Below are 20176 nucleotides of genomic sequence, written 5' to 3' on the forward strand. Positions count from 1 at the left end.
CAGTACGGAGATCGCTCAAACCACTCGACAACCTAAACATCCCGAAATAGCACTACTTCCGTTACACAGTCAGGAAAGAGCCTTTGTTCGTAACGGCCTGACGCCCCCGCGCTGTTGTGCAACGTGGAGAACTTACCCGCCCCGGGTTCTGGCATAGCGTCGGGGTATGGACGTGCGCACCTTCTGGCTCGCTGGAAGCCCCGCCAAGGGGGACACCGAGCTCACCGTTACCAACTCCCACGACGGTCGCGTGGTCGGCACCTACTCGGTGCCCACCGACGCGCAGGTCGAGGAGGCGATCGCCGCGGCGGACGCCGTACAGAAGGAGGCCGCCGCGCTGCCCGTGCACGTGCGTGCCGAGGCGCTGGCCCACGTGGCCAAGCGGCTGGCCGAGCGGGCCGAGGAGATCGCTCAGCTGATCACCGGCGAGAACGGCAAGCCGATCTTCTGGGCGCGCGGCGAGGTCAACCGCGCGATCTCGACCTTCCGCTTCGCCGCCGAGGAGGCCAGGCGCTGGTCGGGCGGGGTGCAGCGGCTCGACACCGAGCCCGCGGCCAAGGGCCGCCTCGGCTACGTCACCCGGCAGCCGCGCGGACCCGTGCTGGCGATCACGCCCTTCAACTTCCCGCTGAACCTCGTGGCGCACAAGGTCGCTCCCGCGATCGCGGTGGGCGCCCCTGTGATCGTCAAGCCCGCCCCCGCCACGCCGCTGTCGTCGCTGGTGCTCGGCGAGATCCTGGCCGAGACGGACCTGCCGGCGGGCATGTTCTCCGTGCTGCCCATCGAGAACGAGCGGGCCGCCGCCCTGGTGCAGGACCCACGCCTGCCCGTGGTGTCCTTCACCGGCTCCGGCCCGGTCGGCTACGCGATCATGGACCAGGTGCCTCGCAAGCACGTGACGCTGGAGCTGGGCGGCAACGCCGCCGCCGTCGTGCTCGCCGACGCCGACCTCGACTGGGCCGCCTCCCGCGTGGCGCTGTTCTCCAACTACCAGGCGGGCCAGAGCTGCATCGCCGTCCAGCGGGTCATCGTCGAGGAGTCGGTGCGCGAGGCCTTCGAGGAGAAGCTGCTCACCGCGGTCTCCGGCCTGGTCACCGGCGACCCCCTTGACGAGAAGACCCAGGTGGGGCCGCTGGTCTCGCTGGCCGCGGCCGAGCGCGTCGCGGCGTGGGTGGACGAGGCCGTGACCTCGGGTGCCCGCGTGCTGGCCGGCGGCACCCGCGACGGCGCCACCATCGCGCCCACGGTCCTCACCGACGTCGCCGAGGACTCGAAGGTCTCCTGCGAGGAGGTCTTCGGGCCCGTCATGATCCTCAAGTCGGTCGCGTCGGTCGACGAGGCGTTCGCCGAGGTCAACTCCTCCAAGTTCGGCCTGCAGGCCGGGGTGTTCACCCGCTCGCTCGACGTGGCCTTCCGGGCCAACCGGGAGCTGGAGGTGGGCGGCGTGATCATCGGTGACGTGCCTTCCTACCGCGCCGACCAGATGCCCTACGGCGGCGTCAAGGAGTCCGGCGTCGGCCGCGAGGGCGTCCACTCGGCGATGGAGGACCTCACCTACGAGAAGGTCATGGTCCTCACGGGCCTGTCGCTCTGATCGGGCCCCGGGCGGGGAGGGCCGACGCCTGTTCCCCGCCCGGGCTCCGGCGCTAGGGCCGCAGAGCCGCCAGCTGCTGCTCGAACGGGACGACCTCGTCGACCTCGCGAGCGACCGGCTGCTCCTTGCCCATCAGCGCGGCCAGCTCGGAGGCCGCGCGCTCGATGCGGTCGGGCAGTCCCTCGGCGCCCCAGTCCTCCGAGGCCGCGTAGACCGCCGTCGGGACGACGATCGCCCGCAGGTAGGCGAACATCGGGCGCAGCGCGTGCTCCAGTGCCAGGGAGTGCCTGGCCGTGCCGCCGGTGGCGGCGATCAGCACCGGCTTGCCCGCGAGGGCGTCGTTCTCGATCACGTCGAAGAACGACTTGAACAGGCCGCTGTACGACGCGGTGAAGATCGGCGTGACGGCGATCAGGCCGTCGGCCGAGGTCACCGCGTCGATGGCGCGGCGCAGCTTGGCGCCGGGGAATCCGGTCACCAGGTTATTGGCGATGTCGACGGCCAGGTCGCGCAGCTCGATGACCTCGATCTCCACCTCCGGCAGCCTGGCGCCGCTCGCCGACGCCAGGCGGTCGGCCAGCAGGCGGGTCGAGGACGGCTGGCTGAGACCGGCCGAGACGACGGCGAGCTTCATGGGTCACACTCCTACGGCAGTGGCCTTGGCCAGCAGCGACTGGTGGGTGGGGGCGTCGGGCACGTTGGCCGGACGGCCGACGGCGAACTCCTTGCGGAGCACGGGCACGACCTCCTCGCCGAGGATGTCGAGCTGTTCGAGCACGGTCTTCAGCGGCAGGCCCGCGTGGTCCATCAGGAACAGCTGGCGCTGGTAGTCGCCGAAGTACTCCCTGAACTTGAGAGTCCGCTCGATGACCTGGTCGGGGCTGCCGACCGTGAGCGGGGTCTCCGTCATGAACTCCTCCAGTGAGGGGCCGTGGCCGTACACGGGGGCGTTGTCGAAGTACGGACGGAACTCGCGGATCGCGTCCTGGGAGTTCTTCCGCATGAACACCTGGCCGCCGAGACCGACGATGGCCTGCTCGGGGAGGCCGTGGCCGTAGTGCGCGTAACGCCTCCTGTACAGGTCGATCAGCCGCTGGTAGTGCTCCTTCGGCCAGAAGATGTTGTTGGCGAAGAACCCGTCGCCGTAGTAGGCGGCCTGCTCGGCGATCTCGGGGCTGCGGATCGAGCCGTGCCAGACGAACGGCGGCACGCCGTCGAGGGGCGCGGGCGTCGAGGTGTAGCCCTGCAGCGGGGTGCGGAAGCGGCCTTCCCAGTCGACGACCGGCTCGCGCCACAGCCGGTGCAGCAGCGCGTAGTTCTCGATGGCCAGCGGGATGCCGTCGCGGATGTCCTTGCCGAACCAGGGGTAGACAGGGCCGGTGTTGCCGCGGCCCATCATGAGGTCGACCCGCCCGTCGGCGAGGTGCTGCAGCATCGCGAAGTCCTCCGCGATCTTCACCGGGTCGTTGGTGGTGATCAGCGTCGTGGACGTCGACAGGACGAGCCGCTCGGTCTTGGCCGCGATGTAGCCGAGCATGGTCGTCGGCGACGAGGCGACGAACGGCGGGTTGTGGTGCTCGCCGGTCGCGAAGACGTCGAGGCCGACCTCTTCGGCCTTGAGCGCGATGGCGACCATCGCCTTGATCCGCTCGGCCTCGGTCGGCGTCGTGCCGGTGGTCGGGTCGGGGGTGACGTCGCTGACCGTGAAGATACCGAACTGCATGGCGATCTCCGCTCCCTACGTTGAAGTTTCAATCGTCAAGAACAGTGACGACCCACAGGATATTCCACGCCATCAAGCACGGTAAAGGGAGGGCAAAAGAGAGGGCGCCCCGGGGTCGGGGGAAACGCCCGGGACGCCCCTGGCGAGCGTTGCCCAGCGGGGGGACGGGCACGCCCGCGGCATGGTCAAGCGGTGGTCGACGCGCCCCCGATCAACTCACCAGTTCACGCCACCGCTCTATCCAGGTGGCATAGTCAGTGCATTCCCCCTTCGGGGGTTTGCAATCCCCCGGTGGGCGTACCGCAAAGGTGACCTTTTCGAGCTTCTGCTCGTCGTCGACGCCGTACGCGTCGCAGATCCGCCTCAGCTCCTTCTTGCAGGCCTTGGGATTGGCGGGCGCGAGCCCCACCCACGCGGCCGCGTCGTGCTGGGTCTTGGACGTGGCCGTCCAGCTCAGCCAGCGGTAGGCGCAGTCGAGGCTGGCGGTGTTCGTGCTGAGCATCCACGAGTCGACCCAGCCGGTGGTGGGCACGTCGAGCGCCTTGACATCCTTGCCCGCCTTCCGCAGCAGAAGCCTGAAGTACGGCGTGGCCTGCGCGATGTCGACCTTGCCCGTCGCGAACGCCCGCACCAGCGAGATCGGCTCCTTCCAGTAGAGCCTGTGCTTGTTGCGGCTCAGCAGCTTCACGGCCTCGTCGAGCTGCGCGGTGGTCAACTCGAAGGGGTCGGCCACCTTCCCGGCGAGCGCGGCGTCGGCGACGCCCAGCGGGCTGTCGGGCAACGCCGACCGCTGGCTGTCGTACAGGTCGAGCGCGTCGCGCGGCTTGACCTTGGCGGCGTCGTAGATGATCTCGTTGACGCCCCACAGGTACGGCACGCCGTACACCTTGCCGCCGGTCTTCGTCTGCTCGCGCAGGTGCTCGGTCAGCTCGTCGTACCCGGTGACCTTGGCCGTGTCGATGGGCTGCACCTGGTTCGCGGCGATCAGGCCCGCGGCCACCTCGGGGCCGGCCGAGATCACGTCGTAGGCCCGCTCCCCCACCTTGGCCTGCATCTCCTGCGCCGTCTGCACGACGTCGAGCCTGGCGATGCGGCAGCCGGTCGTGCCCTCGAAGTCGGTCACCCAGTTGGTGCCCGCCCCGCCCGACTCGGCGTAGCCCTTGTAGGTGAGGATCTGCAGGGTGCCGTCGCTCTGCACCGGGCTCGCGCTGGGGGTCGGCGGAGAGGTGGGCGTGGACCGCTGCGACGGTGTCGCGGACGTGGAGGCCGGGCCGGCTGTGGGGGTGACCCGTACCGAGGTGGTGGTCCTGGCCGCGCCGGCACTCGCCGCGCACCCGGTCATCGCCATGCACGCCACGCCGGCGATCGCCATGACAGGTATGCGATGTCTCACGAAGTTCCCCCTTGTCCAGCCTGGAGCTTACCGGTGGCCGAGGACGGGGGCGCGCCTGCCGCGTCAAGGGGCGCGGGCACGCGAACGCCCCACGGGCACAAGGCTCGCGGGGCGTCGGGCGCGCTACTTGTTGGTCGGGAACCCGAGGTTCACGCCGCCGTGCGAAGGGTCGAGCCAGCGGGAGGTGACGACCTTGCCGCGGGTGTAGAAGTGCACACCCTCGGCGCCGTGGACGTGGGTGTCGCCGAACAGCGACGCCTTCCATCCGCCGAAGCTGTAGAAGGCCATCGGCACGGGGATCGGCACGTTGATGCCGACCATGCCGACCTCCACCTCGTTCTGGAAGCGCCTGGCGGCGCCGCCGTCGTTGGTGAAGATCGCGGTGCCGTTGCCGTACTCGCCGCCGTTGATCAGCTCAAGGCCCTCCTCGTACGAGGAGACCCGTACCACCGACAGGACGGGGCCGAAGATCTCCTCGGTGTGCACGCGCGAGCCCGCGGGCACGTGGTCGAGGACCGTGGGGCCGAGCCAGAAGCCGGGGGTGTCGGTCGCCTTGCCGCCGCCGAGCACCTGGACCTCGCGGCCGTCCACCACGAGCTTGGCGCCCTCGGACAGGCCGAGGTCCAGGTAGGAGGCCACCTTGTCGCGGTGCACCTCGGTGACCAGCGGGCCCATCTCGGAACGCTCGTCGTCGCCGGGGCCGATGGTCAGCCTGGAGACCCGCTCGGCGATCTTGTCCACGAGCTCGTCGCCGATCGGGTCGACGGCCAGGACCACCGAGATCGCCATGCAGCGCTCGCCCGCCGAGCCGAAGCCCGCCGAGACGGCCGAGTCGGCGACCAGGTCGAGGTCGGCGTCGGGCAGGACCAGCATGTGGTTCTTCGCGCCGCCGAGCGCCTGCACGCGCTTGCCGTGCGAGGTGCCGGTCTCGTAGACGTAGCGCGCGATCGGGGTGGAGCCGACGAAGGAGACGGCCTTGACGTCCTCGTGCTCCAGGAGGCGGTCGACCGCCACCTTGTCGCCCTGGACGACGTTGAAGACACCGTCGGGCAGCCCGGCCTCCTGCCACAGCCGCGCCATGAGCAGCGAGGCCGACGGGTCCTTCTCCGAAGGCTTGAGGATGAAGGCGTTGCCGCAGGCGATGGCGATGGGGTACATCCACATCGGCACCATGGCGGGGAAGTTGAACGGCGTGATGCCGGCCACCACGCCGATCGGCTGGCGGATCGAGTAGGAGTCGACCCTGGTCGAGACGCCCTCCGAGAAGCCACCCTTGAGCAGGTGCGGGATCCCGCAGGCGAACTCCACGACCTCCAGGCCCCTGGCGACCTCGCCGAGCGCGTCGGAGTGGACCTTGCCGTGCTCGGCGGAGATCAGCGCGGCGAGCTCGTCGGAGTGGGCGTCCATCAGCTCACGGAAGCGGAACAGCACCCGCGCCCGCTTGACCAGCGAGGCGTCACGCCATGCGGGGAAGGCCGCGACCGCGGCGGCGACGGCGGCGTCCACGTCGGCGACCGACGCCATCGCGACCTTGCCGCTGACCTCACCCGTGGCGGGATTGAAGATCTCGGCGGTACGGCTGTCGCCGTCCACGCGAGAGCCGTTGATCCAGTGGTTAACGAACTTCATCGTTGATGGTCTCCAAAGCGTTGACGATGATGCCGAGGCCCTCTGCCGCCTCGTCCATCGTCAGGGTGAGCGGCGGCGCCATGCGGATCGCCGTGCCGTACAGGCCGCCCTTGCCCGCGAGCAGGCCGAGCTTCTTGGACTCCTCCATGAACCGGCCCGCCAGCTCGGAACTGGCCAGCTCCACGGCGAACATCAGGCCCTTGCCGCGGACGGAGGTGACGATCGGCAGCCGCTTCGCGGCCTCGCGCAGCCCGTCGATGATGAGCGCGCCCGTCCTGGCGGCGTTGGCCTGCAGGTCGTGGTCGAGGACGTAGTCGAGGGTGGCGTTGGCGGCGGCCATCGAGATCGGGTTGCCGCCGAAGGTGGCCAGGCCGACCGCGTGCAGGTTGTCGAGCAGGTCGCCGCGGGCCACGATGCCGCCGACCGCGAACCCGTTGCCCAGGCCCTTGGCGAACGTCATCATGTCGGGGGTCACGCCGTGGTTCTGGATCCCGAAGAACGCCGAGCCGGTGCGACCCCAGCCGGTCTGCACCTCGTCGGAGATGAACAGGATCCCCTCCTCGTCGAGCACCTCCTTGTAGGCGGCGAACAGGCCGTCGGGGGCCATGGTGAAGCCGCCCACGCCCTGGATCGGCTCGGCGATGAGCGCGGCCACGTCGTTGGAGACGCCGGTCGCCAGCACGTGCCGCAGGTCCTCGACGCAGACCTTGATGTAGTCGGCGTCGGACAGGCCCGCGAACTGGGGCAGGTGCCGGTCGGCGCCGTGCAGGAACGTCGCGTTGACCGGCGAGTAGGAGTTGTTCTTCCACGCGCGGTTGGAGGTGACGCCGATCGCGCCGAAGGAACGGCCGTGGTAGCTCTGCCGCATGGCGAGCACCTGGTCGGACTTGCGCGCGTAGGTGGCCAGCAGCAGGGCCGTCTCGTTCGCCTCGGTGCCCGAGTTGGTGAAGAACACCTTCGCGTCGGGGATGCCGGAGAGCCTGGCGATCTTCTCGGCCAGCTCGATCTGGCCGCGCAGCAGGTAGACGGTGCTGGTGTGCACGACGCCGGTGGCCAACTGGCGCTCGACGGCCTCACGGACCTCGGGCACGTCGTACCCGATCATGTTGGTGAGGATCCCTGCGAAGAAGTCGAGGTAGCTCTTGCCCGAGGCGTCGACGACACGGTTGCCCTTGCCGCTGACGATCTCGATGGGCTCGTTGTAGTAGAGGGCCACCCAGTTGGGGATTACCGCCTTGTGGCGCGCGAGAAGGTCCGACATGCTCCGAGTATCGCGGTTATTCACCGCACATCCCACCTCCAACCTGTCGGCATGACGCGACATCCGCTTACACTCTGCGCAGGAAGAATGTGTCAGGACATAAGGACGTTGAAGGCGACAAGGCCGGGCGCGCGGCCGAAACCCCTTGCGCCGCCGGGGCCGCCGGTGATCGCCCAGGTCAGCCAGGAGCCCCTGGCCCCCTAGGGGATGTCCCGTGCGCCTGGCGATGTACGCCCTTATCGCCCCCTACATCGCGAGAGGCATGGCGAAAGCCCTCCCGCGGCGGACGCCCCCGCAGGGCCGCATCGAGCACCATCGGGTCATCGACGACAGAGGAGACCCGAGATGACCATCACGATCGACCGCCCCGAGGCCCCCGCGGGACCCCCCAAGCTCGACCGCGAGGCGCTCCGCAGGGCGCAGCAGGAGACCCTGGCCACCCCCCGCATGGACTACAGCCTGCTGGCCAAGATGATGTTCAAGCCCGTCGACCTCATGTACGGCAAGCAGGGGTCGTTCACCAAGTTCGCGATGCTGGAGATCATCGCCCGCGTGCCGTACCAGGCGTGGGAGCGGGTGGGCTACTGGGCCGTGCACCGCTACGCGGGCAGGTCCGACCTGGCCAAGAGGGTCTTCGAGCGGATCGTCGAGGCCCGCTCCGACCAGGACAACGAGCAGTGGCACCTGCTGATCATGCAGGATCTGATCGAGCGCCACGGGATGAGACAGAACTGGCTGCTGCACAAGGTGGCGCCGTGGTTCATCTCGTTCTTCTACTACCACGTCTCGTGGGCGTTGTTCCTGTTCAGGCCAGAGGCCAGCTACCGGCTCAACGCGGAGTTCGAGGACCACGCCGAGCACGAGTACATGAGGTTCGTGGCGGAGAACCCCGACCTTGAGTTCATGCCCGACCCCGGGACGTATGCGGACGAGTACGGCCGCTACCGGTCGGTGGCGGACCTGCTGCGGCAGATCGGGCACGACGAGCGGGTGCACAAGCTGGACAGCCTGGAGAACGTCAAGGACCCGCGCTACGCGCCCGCCCGATGACGTTTCACGGGTCCCCGCCCGAGGGTCAGACCTCGGCGGGGACAGGGGAGACGGGGGCGGAGGGGCGCAGGACCAGCAGGGCCAGGCAGGCCGCCGCGAGGCAGGACGCCGCACCGATCCACGCCCCCGTGGCCATCGCCGTGCTGAAGGCATCCCTTCCCGCCGCCGCCACGTCGGGGGCGAGCCGCACCGCCTGGGCGATCGACTCCCTGGCCGCCTCGGGCGCCGACTCGGGCATCGACGAGGTGTACACCCCCGCCAGCACGCTGCCCAGAGCGGCGATGCTGAGGGCCATGCCGACCTGCTGGATGGTGTCGTTCAGCGCGGACCCGACGCCCGCGTGCTCGACCGGCACCGCCCCCATGAGCGTCGCGTAGGCCGCGGGCCCCGCGATCCCGCCGCCCGCGCCCATGATCACGAAGGCGGCGAACAGCGACCAGTAGCCGCCGCTCATGGCCATCACCACGAACGACAGCCCCATGACCAGGATGCCCACGACGATGAGCGTCCTGTTGCTGACCTTCTGACCGAGTCCCGCGCCGACGCCGTTGAAGACCGCCGCCGAGATCGCGTACGGCAGCAGCGCCACTCCGAGCTGCGCCGCGCCGTACTCGAGCACGAACTGCAGGTACTGCGTGAGCATCAGCATCACCGCGCCGGACCCGAACGACATCAGCAGGATCGAGAACGACGACCCGCTGAAGTTGCGGTTCCCGAACAGGCCGAGCGGCAGCATCGGAGCGGCCGTCCTGCGCTCCCACAGCACGAAGCCGGCGAGGGACACCACGGCCACGGCGATCATCACGGGGTTCCAGGTCCGCTCGATGACCACGTAGACGAGCGAGAACAGCCCGACGATCGACAGCACCACGCCGAGCGGGTCGAGCCTGCGGGAGGGCCCGCGCGTCTCGGGCATCAGGACGACGGCGGCGACGATGCCGATCGCCGCGATGGGCGCGTTCAGCAGGAAGACCGAGCCCCACCAGTAGTTCTCGATGATGAGGCCGCCCACGATCGGCCCCGCGATCACGCCGAGCATGGCGACGGCGCTCCACGCGGCCATGGCCTTGCGCCGTTCGTCGTCGTCGAAGGTCGTGATGAGGATGGACAGGGTCGAGGGCATGAGGATCGCGCCACCCACGCCCATGAGCCCTCTGGCCGCGATGAGCTGCCACGGTTCGGCGGCGAGGACGGCGATCAGCGAGGCGCCGCCGAAGATCGCCAGGCCGATAATGAGGAAGCGGCGCCTGCCGTACCGGTCGGAGAGGCTTCCGGCCGTGAGCAGCAGGCCCGCGAAGACGAGCACGTAGGAGTCGAGGATCCACTGGATCTCCGAGGGGCTGGCTCCCAGCTCCTGCATCAGGGTGGGGATCGCCACGTTGAGGACGGTGCTGTCCACGACCAGCGGCAGGAGCGCGAGGCACAGGACGACGAGAGACCACCAGCGTCGCGGGTCTCGTACAGCGTTCGAGTTCACTCGCACACTGTACGACGGGACTCGCACAGTGTGCGAGTCGTTTTATCCTGAAGGCGTGACCAGCAAGCAGTTCACCTCCGTGTGGGTCCGCGAGCCCAGGCAGAGCAAGGCGCAGGGGCACGGGCTCACCCGCGACCAGATCGTGCGCGCCGCGCTCGAACTGCTGGACGCGGAGGGCCTCGAAGCGCTGAGCATGCGCAAGCTCGGCGCCAGGCTCGGCGCGGGCGCCACCAGCCTCTACTGGCACGTCGCCAACAAGGACGAGCTGCTCGAACTCGCCTACGACGAGATCTGGGGCGAGATGCCGGTGCCCGACCCCGACGCGGTGGGCTGGAAGGACACCGCCTCCGCCTACGCGCACGGCATGCGGCGGACGATCCTGAGCCATCCGTGGGCCGCCGGCCTGATCGGCAGGATGCCCGCCATCGGCCCCAACTCGCTGCGCGCGGGCGATCTCCTGCGCAGAGCGCTCATCCTGGCCGGGTTCAGGGGGATGGAGCAGGACTACGCCGGATCGGCGATCACCGCGTTCGTCATCGGCACGACCATTCCCGAGGTCGCGTGGCGCAGCCTGTCGCAGGAGGGCGCCTACGACGCCGCGAGCATGCGGGAGGTCGTGAGGAAGGCCGCGTCCGACTACCCCGACTTCGTGGCCCGCACCGACGACTACGAGGGCAGGGACGAGCGGGTCGTGCGCGAGATGAACTTCGACTTCGGCCTGCTGTGCGTGCTCGACGGCCTGGAGAAGCGGCTCGGCTCCTAGCGTGCAACCCGCGAGAGGGTCGGAGGCATCTTCCGGGGTGTGAAACCGATTCCCTGGGAGACCGATGAGCCTCGATGAGGAGTACACCACCTACGTGACCGGGCGGTCGTCCTGGTTACGGCGGATCGCCTACCTGCTGTGCCAGGACTGGCACCGGGCCGACGACCTGGTCCAGACGGCGATCACGCGGCTGTACGTCAAGTGGCGCAAGGCGCGCGTCGCCGACGATCTCGATGCCTACGTCCGGGTGATCCTGATCCGCGTCTTTCTCGCCGAGCAGCGGACGGCGTGGTTCTCCCGCGTACGGCTGACGGCCGCGCCGCCCGACCCGCCGCCGGGCGGCCACGATCGCGACACCGCCGTGGACCTGAGCAGGGCGCTCGCCGCGGTGCCGCCGCGCCAGCGCGTCACCCTGGTGCTGCGCTTCCACTGCGACCTGAGCGTCGAGCAGACCGCGGTCGCGCTCGGCTGCTCCACGGGGACCGTCAAGAGCCAGACCGCCCGGGGCCTGGCCGCCCTGCGCGCGACGCTCGACGCGCCGTACTCCCCTCTCTCGCACACGGACCTCTCGCACATGGAGGAGCGCTGATGGACACCAGGCACCTGTTCGACACGCTGGCCGCTCAGCGAGCGCCGCTCACGACGGTGGACGTGGGGCGGGCCGTCGCCGATGGACGCGCCATCCGCAGGCGCCGCAGGGCCGCCCTCACGGCGGGCGCGTTGTCGGTGTTGCTGGTCGCCTCGCTGACCTGGTTCGGCATCGCCCAGGCCGGAGGCGGCGGCGAGGTGGCCGTCACCGTGCACGGCGACGCGCTGCCCGCGTCAGGAGTGGGCCCGCTGCGCCACGCCTACTACGACTGGTGCGGGAAGAAGTGGTCTCCCGGCCAGGGCCGCGCCTTCACCGGCAGGGAATGCCTGCAGTGGCGGGTGGTGACACGCGACGGCCGGAACTACCGGATGCCGGAGGCGCTGAGCGTGTACACCGAGCAGACCGAGCAGAACTACATGAACACCGCGGCCCCCCTGGTCATCACCCCCGACGGGCGGCGGGTCGCCTACTACAGCGAGAAGGACGAGCGGTTCGCGGTCCGCGACCTGGCCGACGGCCGGGTCTGGCTGACCCCGCAGAAGGTGGACAGGAAGACGATGGTGAAGCACGGTGGCTTGCTGCGGCTGTCCCCTGACGGCCGTCACCTCGGGCTGAACGGCGTCGGCCTGCCGAACGCGGTCGTGGACGTCGAGACGGGGCACGTGACCGAGATCCCCGAAGGCTGGCAGGTGGTGAGGGTGCCGAGCGGCGGCGACCCGGTGGTCGTGGGAGACGAGAACAACCGGCTCGGACTGCTGTCCGGAGGGCAGGTGCGCGCCTTCAGCGCCCGCGACGCCGGCTTCAACGTCAGCGGGCCGGCGGCCGACGGGCGGACGCTGGCCTACCTGGGCGAGCGCGAGAAGACCGGCCGGGACAACGCGACGGGCGGCTCCCGCCCGGACCGGATCGTCACGATCGACGCCACGACCGGCACGATCACGAAGGAGGTCGCCTTCCGTGACGCGCCCAAGGACTTCTATCCGTGGCGTGTGGGGCACTGGGTCAGTCCCACGGAAGTCGCCGTCTCGGCCGTGCTGCGCGACCAGGCGTGGATGAAGGACAGGACCATCACCCCCACGCTGGGCGAGGCCGTGTACGCGGTCGACGTCGTCACGGGCCGGGTGCGCGAGCTGGGCGTCTATTCCTTCCGCGGCTGGTCGGGCGATGTGGTGACGCCGGGCTTCTGACCTGCTCGCACGAGTTCCCGCTCGCCGTCCCCGATCCTTCGGGTCGTCCCCGCGGCGTCGAGACTCTCCAGCAGCGGGATCGCGACGCGGCGGGAGGTCCCGAGCGCCTGCCTGGCCTGCGCCGTCGTGAACCTGCGGGGCAGCGTGGCGAGCACGGCGACCGCGCGCCCCACGGCGTCAGGAGGCAGGACGACGCCGGGGGCCAGGCGCGTGAGCCGCCCCGCGCTCTCTGCCGCGGCCAGAGCGCGGGCGTCCAGGCCGAGCTCGGTCAGCCTGGCACTGTCGGGAGCGGCGAAGGGCCCGGCCGCCCACGCGGCCTCCAGCGCGCGGACCGCCCGCTCGGTGGCCGGCGGCAGCGCCGGCCCAGGGGGTAGCAGCCGCCCCCGCGCCCTCCGCAACCGCTCGGCTGGAGCGGCGCTGTCGGCGAGCGCGTCCACCAGCGCCCTGTCCGGCAGCCCGAGCGCCTGCCGCGCGGCTTCCAGCGGGAGCCCGGGGTCCAGCGGGTCCTGTACGGCCCGCGCGGCGACAAGCCCGGTCAGCCGCTCCCGCCAGGCCGCCCACGCGTGGGGATCCACCAGCCACTCCCCCACGACGACCGCCCCCTCGGGGGTGGCCGTGGACGGGATGCCCATGGCCGTCAGGTCGGCCCGCGTGGCCAGGCCACGACGGCGCAGCTCGGCCCCGAGGTCGGCGCCGCCGTCCATGCCCGCCAGCGCCGCCGCCCGCAGCGTGGCCGCCCCTCGGCGCCGCAGCCCCGGCGGGCGGACGTCGAGGACGGTCGCGCCCCACAGGTGGCGGCTTCCCGGGTCGCGCAGCAGGGCGCGGTCGCCGATCCGCAGCGGGAGGGCGTGGGCCAGGACGATCCTGGCGCAGTCGTCGCCGAGCCGCCTGACGTTGGCGGGCACGGCGGTCGAGCCGACGTGCCACAGTGCCTGGCGCGGCAGCCGCCGCACCTCCTCACGGGGTGGCGTCAGCCGTACGTCGAGGACGGTCGTGGGCAGCCAGCGGCCGGGCGTGACCAGCACGTCGCCGCGCCGCAGGCCGTCGGCGGCGGCGCCGCGCACGTTGACAGCCACCCGTGCGGGCCCCGCGATCTCGTCGTGGGCCCGCCCGAGGCTGTGCAGCCCGCGCACCTTCAGCGCGGCCCCGCCGGCCTCCAGCGTGTCGCCGGTCGCGACCGTGCCCGCGCCCAGCGTGCCGGTCACGACGGTGCCGCGCCCCGCGACCGTGAACACCCTGTCGATCCACAGCCGCACGTCCGCCTCCGGCTCCGGGCCTGGCAGCCCCGCCGCCAGCTCGGCGAGGGCGGCGCGCAGCTCCGGCAGCCCCGCGCCGGTGCGCGCGCTGACGGCCACCGCCGGCATGCCCTCCAGCGTGGTGCCCTCGGTCCTGGCCCGCGCCTCGGCCAGCGCCGCGCCGGGTTCGGCCAGGTCGGACCTGGTGATCGCGAGCACCCCGTGGCCGATGCCGAGCGCGGTGACGACATCCAGGTGCTCCTGTGACTGCACCCGCCAGCCCTCGTCCGCGGCCACGACGAACAGCACCGCGGGAACCGGGCCCACGCCCGCCAGCATGTTGGTCAGGAAGCGCTCGTGTCCCGGCACGTCGACGAAGGCGAGATCGCCGGTCCAGACGAAGCCGAGGTCGATGGTCAGCCCGCGGCGGCGCTCCTCCTCCCAGCGGTCGGGTTCCATGCCGGTCAGCGCGCGCAACAGCGTCGACTTGCCGTGGTCGACGTGCCCCGCGGTGGCGATCACCCGCATACGGCCACCACCGCGTCGAACAGGACCTGGTCGTCGGAAGGGGCCACCGCCCGCAGGTCGAGCAGCAGCCGGCCGCGCTCGACGCGGCCGAGCACGGGCGGCTCGCCCAGCCGCAGCACCGCGGCGAGCGACTCGTCCAGCGCGACCGCGGCGCTGGGCAGCTCGACGCACGGCGCCCCGCCGCCGCCCACACGGGCGACGCTGGCGACGGCCTCTGCCGCCAGCCCCTTGTCGGCCAGCCGTACGGCGAGCGTCCTGGCCCTGGCCAGGAGTTCGACCGGTTCGGCGTGCAGGGCGAGCGTCGTGGGCGGGGGCGGACCCTCGATCGTGGCCTCCAGCGCGGCCAGCGTGAGCTTGTCCACCCGCAGGGCGCGGGCGAGCGGGTGCCTGCGCAGCCGGTCGATCAGGCCGGCGCTGCCCAGCAGCAGGCCGCACTGCGGGCCGCCGAGCAGCTTGTCACCGCTGGCGGTGACCAGGTCAGCGCCGGCGGCGAGCCAGGTGGCGGCGTCGGGCTCGTCGGGCAGCGCCGGGTCGGGGCGCAGAAGGCCCGACCCCGCGTCGGCGACCAGCGGCACACCGAGCCCTGCGAGCTCGCCGACGTCCGGAGTCGCCGCGAAGCCCTCGATGCGATAGTTGGACGGGTGGACCTTCAGCACGAACCCCGTGTCGGGCCCGATCGCCTCGGCGTAGTCGGCGACGCTCGTCCGGTTGGTGGTGCCGACCTCGCGCAGCCGCGCGCCGGTCGAGACGATCAGGTCGGGCAGCCGGAACCCGTCGCCGATCTCGACGAGTTCGCCCCTGCTGACGACGATCTCGCGGCCCTGAGCCAGCGCCGTGGCCGCCAGCACGAGCGCGGCCGCGTTGTTGTTGACCACGTGCACGTCGCCCGCCCCTGGCACCGCGCGGGCGAGTGCCGCCATCGCCGCCCTCCCCCGCCGCCCCCTGCGCCCGGTGGCCAGGTCCAGCTCCACGTCGGTGGTTCCGGCGGCGGCCCGCACCGCCTCGATCGCCGTCCGCGACAGCGGCGCCCTGCCGAGATTGGTGTGCAGGAGCACGCCGGTGGCGTTGACGACCCTGCGCGGACCCGAACCGGTCAGCTCGTCGAGCGCCGACTCCACCACCTGGGCGGGCGTGATGACGCCCTGCCTGACGCGCCGCTGGGCGTCTCCGACGGCGGCCTTCACCCTGCCACGGCCCAGCCGCGCCAGCGCCTCGGCGAGCCGGAGGTCGGCGAGCACGGCATCCGTTCGGGGGATGAGTCGGCGCGGATCGGTCATGACGATCAAGATAGATGTCTCTAGAGTCTGATCATGGTGAGATTGACGCAATTCGCCCAGGGCGGTGGCTGTGCGTGCAAGATCCCAGCCGGCGAACTGGAGCAGGTGCTGACCGGGTTCGGGGTGACGCCCACCGATCCGCTCGGCGAGCTGGTGGTGGGCCTGGAGACCGGCGACGACGCCGCCGTCGTCAGGATCGAGGGCGGCACGGCGATCGTGAGCACCGCCGACTTCTTCACACCCGTGGTCGACGACCCCTACGACTGGGGGCGGATCGCGGCGGCCAACGCGCTCTCGGACGTGTACGCGATGGGCGGACGGCCCGTGGTGGCGCTCAACCTGCTGTGCTGGCCCAGGGAGCTCCTGCCGTACGAGCTGGCGAGAGAGGTGCTGCGCGGCGGTGCGGAGGTCGCCGCGCAGGCCGGCTGCCACCTGGCGGGCGGGCACAGCGTGACCGACGTCGAACCCAAGTACGGCATGGCCGTCACCGGGCTGGCCGACCCCGGCCTGCTGATGCGCAACGACGCGGGCAAGGCCGGCTCGCCGCTGTCACTGACCAAGCCGCTGGGGCTCGGCGTGCTCAACAACAGGCACAAGGCCACGGGCGAGGTGTTCGCCGAGGCCGTCGACATCATGACGACGCTCAACGCCGAGGCCTCGAAGGCCGCGCTCGACGCGGGCGTGCGCTGCGCCACCGACGTGACCGGGTTCGGACTGCTGGGACACCTGTTCAAGCTGGCCAGGGCATCGGGGGTGAGCGCGGTCGTCGACGCGGCCGCCGTGCCGCTGCTGGCCGGCGCGCGGGAGGCGGTCCGCGACGGGTACGTGCCCGGCGGATCGCGGCGCAACCTGGAGTGGGTGGCCCCGCACCTCGACAGGGGTTCGGCCACGGAGGAGACGCTGCTGCTGCTGGCCGACGCGCAGACCTCCGGCGGGCTGCTCGTCGCCGGCGAGGTCCCGGGCGCGCCGGTGATCGGCGAATTGGTGGAGGCGGGCGACGCCACGATCATGATCCGCTAGGGTGCCGGGTGGAGGCGACCAGGTGCCTGGTGGCCCTCCCGGTCTTCAAAACCGGTGGCGCCGAGTATCTCGGCGCGGCGGGTTCGATTCCCGTCCGCCTCCGCCAGTACCCCTCTCTCCCGTGGAGCGTCGTGAGCATCGACGATCTGCTGCTGCGTACCCGCGCCGGGCTCACGCGGCTGAGCCCCGCGCAGGCCTGGGCGTTGACGCGCGTGGGCGACGGCCTCATCGCCGACACCCGTCCCGAATGGCAGCGGCGCAGGGACGGCGAGGCCCCGGGCGCCATCGTGATCGAGCGCAACCACCTGGAGTGGCGGCTCGACCCGCGCAGCGCGGCCCGCATCCCCGAAGCCGCCTCCAGCAGCGTGACCTGGATCGTGCTGTGCGACGAGGGCTACTCCTCCAGCCTCGCCGCCGCGACCCTGCGCCAGATCGGCCTGTCCAGGGCGACCGACGTGATCGGCGGCTTCCAGGCGTGGATCTCGTTGGGGCTGCCGGTCAGCCGTCCCGCCGTGCCCGTCAGGCCACGAGGGCCAGGCGAGGGCCCGGTGCCCGCGCGGTGAGCCAGTCCCGCAGGCCGCCACCGACCTCCTGGCGAAAGGCCGAGGAAAGGTCGAGGAAAGCCCTCTGTCCCACGATCAGCGACATGAATGCTGATCAGGTTCGCGAAGACGGACCGGATTGACATCCTCCCCCTCGTCAACGACGGGGATTCCCACGGTCGCCCGTGAGGGTTCCTGTTTCACCGCCGGTTGCCCGCCCGAGAGGATCTCGTTGAGGTCTCACACCAGCTCCGCAGGCGTTTTACCTGTCCGCCAGCCCGGCGGCCAAGATGTTGTTCGCCGCGTTCACGTCCCGGTCATGCAGGACGCCACAGGCGCACCGCCACTCTCGGACGTTCAACGGCATGGACTGCTGGATGGTGCCGCAAGACGAGCACAGCTTGCTGGAGGGGAAGAACCGGTCGATCACGACCAGTTCCCGCCCATACCAGCTCGCCTGGACCAGGAGGGACACGAACCAGCGACCGGCCGCGTCCCTCGACACCGTCACCGTGGACGGCTCGCCACCCTCCGGCAGGGGACGCGACCACACGATGTGGAGGGGCGCGTCCATCTTCGCCAGCCTCAGCGCGCCGTCGCGCCAGCGGAACGCCGACCGGGTGTACTCCGCCGAGGCCCGCGCCTTCTTGCGGGACTTGAACGTCGGATACTGGGCGCGCTTGGCGAAGAAGTTGCCGAACGCCGCCTGCAGGTGACGCAGGGCCTGCTGCAAGGGGACGCTGGACACCCGCGACAGGAAGTCGTACTCGCCGCTGCGCTTCCACGCCGTCAGCGCCGCCGACGACTCCTCGTAGGAGACGCGGCGGCCTTCAAGGGTGTAGGCGCGGGTCCGTTCTTCCAGGGCCTTGTTGTAGACGAGACGGACGCAGCCGAACGTCCGGGCAAGCTCTTCGGCCTGCTCGGCAGTCGGGTAGAAGCGGTACTTGTAGGCCCGCTTCACACTCTGCGCCACGCCGCGCATCCTACCGAACGATCAGCCAGGTATCGCGTGTTTGTTCGATTCCATCGATGCGGCCGGCAAACGCCGTTCCGCCCTGGCCGCGCATCGGCTTTTCCTGTCCTGCTCCGCAGGAGTCCGATTCCTCCCCCGCCTGAAGGCGGGGGTTTCCTCGGAGGTCTTTGATGAACCGCGTATCGGTCGGCGTGCTGGGGGCCGTCGGACTGATGCGTGACGGCGTGGTGCTCACGCCGTCCGCGCCACTGCTTCGGGCGCTGCTCGGCCAGCTGGCCGTATCGGCGGGAACGCCGCTGCCGTCGGCCGAGCTCATCAGGGTCGTGTGGCAGGACCAACCGCCGCGCGACCCCAAGGGCGCCCTGCATCTGGCCGCCTGCAGGCTGCGCGCCTGGCTGCGCGGAGCGGGAGAGACCCAGGTACGCGTGGTCACCGGGTCCGACGGCTACCACCTCGATCTCGGCGGGGGACGCACCGATCTGGAGCTGTTCCGCAGCGAGGCGAGCAGGTCCGACGCGACCAGTGAGACGCTGACGGCGGCGCTCGGGCTGTGGCGGGGCCGCCCCTTCGACAACGTGCCCGACCGGCGCTCCGACAGCCGCATGATCGAGGCGCTGCTCGCCGAGCAGGACTCGGTCACCAGACGCTCGGCCAGGGCCGCGCTCGACGAGGGGCAGCCGCATCTGGCGATCAGGCTGGTGGAACGGCTGTGCAGGGCCGACTCGCTGGACGAGGAGGCGCACGCCATCCTCATCGAGGCACTGGTCGCCACGGGGCAGCAGGGGGCCGCCGCCGTGACGTTCGACAGGATCAGACGCCGGCTGGCGGTGGAGCTCGGCATCGAGCCCGGCACGCTGTTACGCCAGGCCCACCTGCGCTGCCTCACGGGGAGCGACCCTCCGGACACGGTCCAGGGCAGGGGCGGTGGCGCGGGCGAGCCCGGCCGCCAGACGGACGACGGGAACCACGGGGAACACGGGGAGCCCATGGCCGACGTGCCCACGCGGCTGCTGGGCAGGGAGCGCGACCATGCGGGGCTGGCGGCACTGGTGCGCAACCGGAGGCTGGTCACCGTGATCGGCCCACCGGGGATCGGCAAGTCACGGCTGTGCGCGGAGCTCGCCGTACGGGAGACGGGGCACTTTTCCGGCGGGGTGCGGGTCGCACGGCCGCACGAATCACTGAGCGCCCCCGAGGGCACGGGGCCCGCGTTGCTCATCGCCGACGACTGCGACGAACGGCTCGGCGAGATCCGGGCGGATGTCGAGCGGCTGACGGCGTCCAGGCCCGACCTCACGGTCGTGATCACGGCCAGGCGCCCGCTCGGACTGTCGGGAGAGGTCATCTGGAGCCTGGGCCCGCTCGACCTGGACGCGGGCGAGCGGTTGCTGCGGGCCAGGGCCGCCGAGGCCGTACCGGGGCTCGCCTTCGGCGCCGACGACCGACCATGGGTGCAGCGGCTGTGCGCGCTGGCCGACGGGGTGCCCGCCATCATCGAGAGCCTGGCCTCGCTGATGCGTACCTTCCCGCTGAAGGTCCTGGCCGAGCAGGCCGAGCGCGACCTGGGCGCGCTCATCGACGACGTCAACCCCGCGGCCGCCCGGTTCACCGCGGGCCTCGACCAGGTATGGCAGGGGCTGTCGAGCACCCAGCAGATCATGCTGGTCAGGACCGCCGCCTTCCCCGGCGACTTCGGCCTCCACTGCGCCGTGGCCGAGTGCGCGGAGCCGCCGCTGGAGGTGGGAAGCGTGCCCGGAGTGCTCGCGGCGCTCGTCGACCGCGGCTGCGTGCTGCCGTTCGAGAGCGCCATGGGCCGCCGCTACCGACTGCTGGTCCCCGTGCGAGCGATGGTGCTGCGCCGCTTCCGCCGGCCGAGGATGGGCAGGTTCCCGACCGCCCGCCTGCCCGCCCGCGCCCGCTGAGCCCTCCGAACCG

16 protein-coding genes, 1 tRNA gene and 1 pseudogene are annotated in these 20176 nt (G+C 71.2%); 9 read left to right on the top strand and 9 right to left on the bottom strand.

Translation table 11 applies throughout. The features are described 5' to 3' along the window. Positions 1–166: 166 nt before the first annotated feature. Positions 167–1594 carry an aldehyde dehydrogenase family protein gene (locus ACFSKW_RS49595; protein WP_379581916.1) on the top strand — a complete coding sequence of 476 codons (1428 nt, stop codon included), beginning with the start codon at positions 167–169 and terminating at the stop codon, positions 1592–1594. Between the two features lie 52 nt (positions 1595–1646). On the opposite strand, the gene ACFSKW_RS49600 is transcribed toward ACFSKW_RS49595, so the two are convergent. The 5 genes from ACFSKW_RS49600 to ACFSKW_RS49620 form a co-directional block, all read right to left on the bottom strand. Next, the gene (locus ACFSKW_RS49600; protein WP_379581918.1) at positions 1647–2228 is read right to left on the bottom strand and encodes an FMN reductase; all 582 of its coding nucleotides are present in this window, start codon (positions 2226–2228) and stop codon (positions 1647–1649) included. Positions 2229–2231: 3 nt separating this feature from the next. Next, complete coding sequence (locus tag ACFSKW_RS49605; protein ID WP_379581920.1) at positions 2232–3317, bottom strand: LLM class flavin-dependent oxidoreductase; 1086 nt, start codon at positions 3315–3317, stop codon at positions 2232–2234. A gap of 211 nt (positions 3318–3528) precedes the next feature. Further along, positions 3529–4710 (bottom strand): extracellular solute-binding protein, encoded by a 1182-nt coding sequence (locus ACFSKW_RS49610; RefSeq protein WP_379581922.1) that lies wholly within the window; start codon positions 4708–4710, stop codon positions 3529–3531. A gap of 123 nt (positions 4711–4833) precedes the next feature. After that, entirely contained in the window at positions 4834–6339 is a 1506-nt protein-coding gene (locus ACFSKW_RS49615) for a CoA-acylating methylmalonate-semialdehyde dehydrogenase (protein ID WP_379581924.1), read from the bottom strand. Then, positions 6326–7600, bottom strand: a complete 1275-nt coding sequence (locus ACFSKW_RS49620) for an aspartate aminotransferase family protein (protein WP_379581927.1) — start codon at positions 7598–7600, stop codon at positions 6326–6328. The genes ACFSKW_RS49615 and ACFSKW_RS49620 overlap by 14 nt, the downstream gene beginning before the upstream one ends. A gap of 345 nt (positions 7601–7945) precedes the next feature. Between ACFSKW_RS49620 and ACFSKW_RS49625 the strand changes: the two genes are divergently transcribed. Further along, complete coding sequence (locus ACFSKW_RS49625) at positions 7946–8650, top strand: alternative oxidase (protein WP_379581929.1); 705 nt, start codon at positions 7946–7948, stop codon at positions 8648–8650. A gap of 25 nt (positions 8651–8675) precedes the next feature. Here ACFSKW_RS49625 and ACFSKW_RS49630 read toward each other — a convergent pair whose 3' ends face one another. Further along, a complete protein-coding gene (locus tag ACFSKW_RS49630; protein ID WP_379581931.1) occupies positions 8676–10127 on the bottom strand; it encodes an MFS transporter in 1452 nt (483 codons plus the stop codon). A gap of 55 nt (positions 10128–10182) precedes the next feature. Here ACFSKW_RS49630 and ACFSKW_RS49635 point away from each other — a divergent pair, with 55 nt between their 5' ends. The 3 genes from ACFSKW_RS49635 to ACFSKW_RS49645 all read left to right on the top strand — a co-directional run bounded on the left by ACFSKW_RS49635 (position 10183) and on the right by ACFSKW_RS49645 (position 12666). Continuing rightward, positions 10183–10890: a TetR/AcrR family transcriptional regulator C-terminal domain-containing protein gene (locus ACFSKW_RS49635; protein WP_379581933.1), complete on the top strand. Its 708-nt coding sequence runs from the start codon at positions 10183–10185 to the stop codon at positions 10888–10890. Between the two features lie 64 nt (positions 10891–10954). Next, positions 10955–11479 (top strand): SigE family RNA polymerase sigma factor, encoded by a 525-nt coding sequence (locus tag ACFSKW_RS49640; RefSeq protein ID WP_379581935.1) that lies wholly within the window; start codon positions 10955–10957, stop codon positions 11477–11479. Beyond that, positions 11479–12666, top strand: coding sequence for a hypothetical protein (locus ACFSKW_RS49645; RefSeq protein ID WP_379581937.1), 1188 nt, complete (start codon positions 11479–11481; stop codon positions 12664–12666). Before ACFSKW_RS49640 ends, ACFSKW_RS49645 begins: the two co-directional genes overlap by 1 nt. Here the strand turns inward: ACFSKW_RS49645 and ACFSKW_RS49650 are convergent. Next, a complete protein-coding gene (locus ACFSKW_RS49650; protein WP_379581939.1) occupies positions 12618–14429 on the bottom strand; it encodes a SelB domain-containing protein in 1812 nt (603 codons plus the stop codon). The two genes, ACFSKW_RS49645 and ACFSKW_RS49650, sit on opposite strands and share 49 nt — an antisense overlap. After that, positions 14420–15706, bottom strand: a complete 1287-nt coding sequence (gene selA / locus ACFSKW_RS49655; protein WP_379581941.1) for an L-seryl-tRNA(Sec) selenium transferase — start codon at positions 15704–15706, stop codon at positions 14420–14422. The genes ACFSKW_RS49650 and selA overlap by 10 nt, the downstream gene beginning before the upstream one ends. Before the next feature lie 33 nt (positions 15707–15739). Between selA and selD the strand changes: the two genes are divergently transcribed. The 3 genes from selD to ACFSKW_RS49670 all read left to right on the top strand — a co-directional run bounded on the left by selD (position 15740) and on the right by ACFSKW_RS49670 (position 17289). Beyond that, complete coding sequence (gene selD, locus ACFSKW_RS49660; protein WP_379581943.1) at positions 15740–16726, top strand: selenide, water dikinase SelD; 987 nt, start codon at positions 15740–15742, stop codon at positions 16724–16726. A gap of 10 nt (positions 16727–16736) precedes the next feature. Beyond that, positions 16737–16832 (top strand) — tRNA-Sec (locus tag ACFSKW_RS49665). Positions 16833–16857: 25 nt separating this feature from the next. Beyond that, positions 16858–17289, top strand: a complete 432-nt coding sequence (locus ACFSKW_RS49670; protein ID WP_379581945.1) for a rhodanese-like domain-containing protein — start codon at positions 16858–16860, stop codon at positions 17287–17289. Positions 17290–17364: 75 nt separating this feature from the next. Here the strand turns inward: ACFSKW_RS49670 and ACFSKW_RS49675 are convergent. After that, positions 17365–18250 (bottom strand): annotated as a pseudogene (locus tag ACFSKW_RS49675) (RNA-guided endonuclease InsQ/TnpB family protein). A 161-nt stretch (positions 18251–18411) separates the two neighbouring features. Between ACFSKW_RS49675 and ACFSKW_RS49680 the strand changes: the two are divergent. Beyond that, entirely contained in the window at positions 18412–20163 is a 1752-nt protein-coding gene (locus ACFSKW_RS49680) for an AfsR/SARP family transcriptional regulator (RefSeq protein ID WP_379581947.1), read from the top strand. Positions 20164–20176 lie beyond the last annotated feature (13 nt).

Source organism: Nonomuraea mangrovi (genome assembly GCF_042681425.1).
Classification (GTDB): domain Bacteria; phylum Actinomycetota; class Actinomycetes; order Streptosporangiales; family Streptosporangiaceae; genus Nonomuraea; species Nonomuraea mangrovi.